2 tRNA genes and 3 rRNA genes are annotated in these 5426 nt (G+C 54.5%); all 5 read left to right on the top strand.

Annotation, left to right across the window (positions count from 1 at the left end):
* Positions 1-171: 171 nt before the first annotated feature.
* A 16S ribosomal RNA gene (locus ACPT9U_RS17205) occupies positions 172-1710 on the top strand.
* 74 nt (positions 1711-1784) lie between these two features.
* Positions 1785-1861, top strand: a tRNA-Ile gene (locus ACPT9U_RS17200).
* Between the two features lie 26 nt (positions 1862-1887).
* Positions 1888-1963 (top strand) — tRNA-Ala (locus ACPT9U_RS17195).
* A gap of 281 nt (positions 1964-2244) precedes the next feature.
* Positions 2245-5132, top strand: a 23S ribosomal RNA gene (locus ACPT9U_RS17190).
* 120 nt (positions 5133-5252) lie between these two features.
* A 5S ribosomal RNA gene (rrf, locus tag ACPT9U_RS17185) occupies positions 5253-5366 on the top strand.
* Together the 16S, 23S and 5S rRNA genes with 2 tRNA genes alongside form the textbook arrangement of a ribosomal RNA operon.
* The last annotated feature ends 60 nt before the right edge of the window (positions 5367-5426 follow it).

Below are 5426 nucleotides of genomic sequence, written 5' to 3'. Positions count from 1 at the left end.
GTTGATCATAATCTCGCTTCTTCGCTGCCGGGTGGCAGCGGTTCTTTAAAAAGTCGAACAACCGATAAGTGTGGGTGCTTGGTTGTTGTGGTCGAATCGCTTCGGCGATGGTTTCACAATGATTGGTGCTCATGCTGATGTAAGTCAGTATTTTGAGTACTTTGCTGGATTGAACTTAAGAGTTTGATCCTGGCTCAGATTGAACGCTGGCGGCATGCTTTACACATGCAAGTCGAACGGCAGCACGGGCTTCGGCCTGGTGGCGAGTGGCGAACGGGTGAGTAATGCATCGGAACGTGCCCATGTCGTGGGGGATAACGTAGCGAAAGCTACGCTAATACCGCATACGCCCTGAGGGGGAAAGCGGGGGATTCTTCGGAACCTCGTGCGATTGGAGCGGCCGATGTCGGATTAGCTAGTTGGTGGGGTAAAGGCCCACCAAGGCGACGATCCGTAGCGGGTCTGAGAGGATGATCCGCCACACTGGGACTGAGACACGGCCCAGACTCCTACGGGAGGCAGCAGTGGGGAATTTTGGACAATGGGGGCAACCCTGATCCAGCCATGCCGCGTGAGTGAAGAAGGCCTTCGGGTTGTAAAGCTCTTTCGGCCGGGAAGAAATCGTGGTCTCTAACATAGGCCATGGATGACGGTACCGGACTAAGAAGCACCGGCTAACTACGTGCCAGCAGCCGCGGTAATACGTAGGGTGCGAGCGTTAATCGGAATTACTGGGCGTAAAGCGTGCGCAGGCGGTTTTGTAAGACAGATGTGAAATCCCCGGGCTCAACCTGGGAACTGCGTTTGTGACTGCAAGGCTAGAGTACGGCAGAGGGGGGTGGAATTCCACGTGTAGCAGTGAAATGCGTAGAGATGTGGAGGAACACCGATGGCGAAGGCAGCCCCCTGGGCCTGTACTGACGCTCATGCACGAAAGCGTGGGGAGCAAACAGGATTAGATACCCTGGTAGTCCACGCCCTAAACGATGTCGACTAGTCGTTCGGAGCAGCAATGCACTGAGTGACGCAGCTAACGCGTGAAGTCGACCGCCTGGGGAGTACGGCCGCAAGGTTAAAACTCAAAGGAATTGACGGGGACCCGCACAAGCGGTGGATGATGTGGATTAATTCGATGCAACGCGAAAAACCTTACCTACCCTTGACATGTCTGGAACCTTGCTGAGAGGCGAGGGTGCCTTCGGGAGCCAGAACACAGGTGCTGCATGGCTGTCGTCAGCTCGTGTCGTGAGATGTTGGGTTAAGTCCCGCAACGAGCGCAACCCTTGTCACTAGTTGCCATCATTTAGTTGGGCACTCTAGTGAGACTGCCGGTGACAAACCGGAGGAAGGTGGGGATGACGTCAAGTCCTCATGGCCCTTATGGGTAGGGCTTCACACGTCATACAATGGTCGGTACAGAGGGTTGCCAAGCCGCGAGGTGGAGCCAATCCCTTAAAGCCGATCGTAGTCCGGATCGTAGTCTGCAACTCGACTACGTGAAGTCGGAATCGCTAGTAATCGCAGATCAGCATGCTGCGGTGAATACGTTCCCGGGTCTTGTACACACCGCCCGTCACACCATGGGAGTGGGTTTCACCAGAAGTAGGTAGCTTAACCTTCGGGAGGGCGCTTACCACGGTGAGATTCATGACTGGGGTGAAGTCGTAACAAGGTAGCCGTATCGGAAGGTGCGGCTGGATCACCTCCTTTCAAGAGAACAGGCCGCGTACGGCCAAGTATCCACAACTTATCGGTTGTTCAGGCGAAAAGAGCCTCGGATGAGAGGGTCTGTAGCTCAGCTGGTTAGAGCACCGTCTTGATAAGGCGGGGGTCGTTGGTTCGAACCCAACCAGACCCACCAATCAATGGTTGCTCGAAAGCAGAAATGGGGCTGTAGCTCAGCTGGGAGAGCGGCGGCTTTGCAAGCCGTAGGTCGTCGGTTCGATCCCGACCAGCTCCACCAGGACTCAAGGCGAGAAGTAAGAAATGCCGGCGCTGTGCGCATGCGCGGCGGCTGTCATCTCTTACTTCTTGATCGGTCGCTTCGGCGGTCGGGCACAGAGGTTTGCTCTTTAACAAAGTGGAAGAAGTGTAGTACGTACCGAGCCGGTGCGTACTGCAAGTTGTGTGATTGCATTGATCCGGCGCTGAGCTTGTCAGCGTAGTGCCGGATCGCACAAACGAGTTCGTTCCTGTACGAGGGGTCTTCGAGATCGCAAGATCGAAGAGGGCCCAAGGTTATAGGATCAAGCGACTAAGTGCATGTGGTGGATGCCTTGGCGATCACAGGCGATGAAGGACGTGTAAGCCTGCGAAAAGCGTGGGGGAGCTGGCAATAGAGCTTTGATCCCACGATGTCCGAATGGGGAAACCCACCCCGCAAGGGGTATCCCAGACTGAATACATAGGTCTGAGGAGGCGAACGCGGCGAACTGAAACATCTAAGTAGCCGCAGGAACAGAAATCAACCGAGATTCCGTAAGTAGTGGCGAGCGAACACGGAACAGCCTGCACGACTAAACCATCAGCTTAGCAAAACGGTCTGGAAAGTCCGACGATACAGGGTGATAGTCCCGTATGCGAAAAGCCGGTGGCGGGTCTGAGCGTGCGACAAGTAGGGCGGGACACGAGAAATCCTGTCTGAAGATGGGGGGACCATCCTCCAAGGCTAAATACTCGTGATCGACCGATAGTGAACCAGTACCGTGAGGGAAAGGCGAAAAGAACCCCGGGAGGGGAGTGAAATAGATCCTGAAACCGCATGCATACAAACAGTGGGAGCCTCGTAAGGGGTGACTGCGTACCTTTTGTATAATGGGTCAGCGACTTACGTTCTGTAGCGAGCTTAACCGAGTAGGGGAGGCGTAGCGAAAGCGAGTCTGATAAGGGCGACTGAGTTGCAGGGCGTAGACCCGAAACCGGATGATCTATCCATGGCCAGGATGAAGGTGCCGTAACAGGTACTGGAGGTCCGAACCCACTAACGTTGAAAAGTTAGGGGATGAGCTGTGGATAGGGGTGAAAGGCTAAACAAATCCGGAAATAGCTGGTTCTCCCCGAAAACTATTTAGGTAGTGCGTCGTACGGACACTTGCGGGGGTAGAGCACTGTAATCGTTGGGGGGGTCATTGCGATCTACCCCGCGATAGCAAACTCCGAATACCGCAAAGTGATATACGGCAGACAGACATCGGGTGCTAACGTCCGGTGTCAAGAGGGAAACAACCCAGACCGCCAGCTAAGGTCCCAAATGCATGGCTAAGTGGCAAACGAGGTGGGAAGGCATAGACAGCTAGGAGGTTGGCTTAGAAGCAGCCACCCTTTAAAGAAAGCGTAATAGCTCACTAGTCGAGTCGTCCTGCGCGGAAGATGTAACGGGGCTCAAGCCATGAACCGAAGCTGCGGATGTGTCTTTGACACGTGGTAGGGGAGCGTTCCGTAAGCCTGCGAAGGTGTCTCGTAAGGGATGCTGGAGGTATCGGAAGTGCGAATGCTGACATGAGTAGCGATAAAGGGTGTGAAAAGCACCCTCGCCGTAAGCCCAAGGTTTCCTGCGCAACGTTCATCGGCGCAGGGTGAGTCGGCCCCTAAGGCGAGGCAGAAATGCGTAGTCGATGGGAAACAGGTCAATATTCCTGTACCGCTCTATGATGCGATGGGGGGACGGAGAAGGTTAGCTCAGCCATCTGTTGGAATAGGTGGTTTAAGCGTGTAGTCGTGCCTGGTAGGCAAATCCGCCGGGCTTAGATGAGGCGTGATGACGAGAACCCTTGTGGTTCGAAGTGAGTGATACCCAGCTTCCAGGAAAAGCCTCTAAGCTTCAGTCATAGAGTGACCGTACCGCAAACCGACACAGGTGGGCTGGTAGAGAATACCAAGGCGCTTGAGAGAACTCAGGAGAAGGAACTCGGCAAATTGATACCGTAACTTCGGGAGAAGGTATGCCCCTGGTACGTGAAGGCCCTCGCGGCCGGAGCGGAACGGGGTCGCAGAGAATCGGTGGCTGCGACTGTTTATTAAAAACACAGCACTCTGCAAACACGAAAGTGGACGTATAGGGTGTGACGCCTGCCCGGTGCCGGAAGGTTAAGTGATGGGGTGCAAGCTCTTGATCGAAGCCCCGGTAAACGGCGGCCGTAACTATAACGGTCCTAAGGTAGCGAAATTCCTTGTCGGGTAAGTTCCGACCTGCACGAATGGCGTAACGATGGCCACACTGTCTCCTCCTGAGACTCAGCGAAGTTGAAATGTTTGTGAAGATGCAATCTCCCCGCGGCTAGACGGAAAGACCCCATGAACCTTTACTGTAGCTTTGCATTGGACTTTGACGGGACTTGTGTAGGATAGGTGGGAGGCTATGAAACCGGGACGCCAGTTCCGGTGGAGCCATCCTTGAAATACCACCCTGGTGTCGTCGAGGTTCTAACCCAGGCCTGTGAATCCAGGTCGGGGACCGTGCATGGTGGGCAGTTTGACTGGGGCGGTCTCCTCCCAAAAGGTAACGGAGGAGTACGAAGGTCACCTAGGTACGGTCGGACATCGTACTGATAGTGCAATGGCAAAAGGTGGCTTGACTGCGAGACCCACAAGTCGAGCAGGTGCGAAAGCAGGTCATAGTGATCCGGTGGTTCTGTATGGAAGGGCCATCGCTCAACGGATAAAAGGTACTCTGGGGATAACAGGCTGATTCCGCCCAAGAGTTCACATCGACGGCGGAGTTTGGCACCTCGATGTCGGCTCATCACATCCTGGGGCTGTAGCCGGTCCCAAGGGTATGGCTGTTCGCCATTTAAAGTGGTACGTGAGCTGGGTTTAAAACGTCGTGAGACAGTTTGGTCCCTATCTGCCGTGGGCGCTGGAAGTTTGAGAGGGCCTGCTCCTAGTACGAGAGGACCGGAGTGGACGCACCCCTGGTGTACCGGTTGTGACGCCAGTCGCATCGCCGGGTAGCTAAGTGCGGAAGAGATAACCGCTGAAAGCATCTAAGCGGGAAACTCGCCTCAAGATGAGACTTCCCCGGGGCCTCGAGCCCCCTGAAGGGTCGTTGAAGACCACAACGTTGATAGGCCGGGTGTGTAAGCGTGGCAACACGTTCAGCTAACCGGTACTAATTGCCCGTGTGGCTTGATCCTATAACCTTCAAAACAAAACGAACTCGACTCTCTGACGATCTACAACGATCGACAGACAATCACACAACACTTCTTCCTAACTTTGCTTCAGCAAAAAAAACGCTGAAGAACAAGTCAAAGTCTGACGACCATAGCTGTGTGGCTCCACCCCTTCCCATCCCGAACAGGACCGTGAAACGCACATGCGCCGATGATAGTGAGGTCCGCCCTCGTGAAAGTAGGTCATCGTCAGACTAACCCAACTACACAACGCCCTGATGAAAATTAAATCATCAGGGCGTTCGTGCGTCTACA

Origin of the sequence: Thauera sp. AutoDN2, assembly GCF_051280715.1 — a bacterium.
GTDB lineage: Bacteria > Pseudomonadota > Gammaproteobacteria > Burkholderiales > Rhodocyclaceae > Thauera.
Note: the sequence above shows the minus strand (reverse complement) of the source record. Positions and strands in the feature narration are given on the sequence as shown.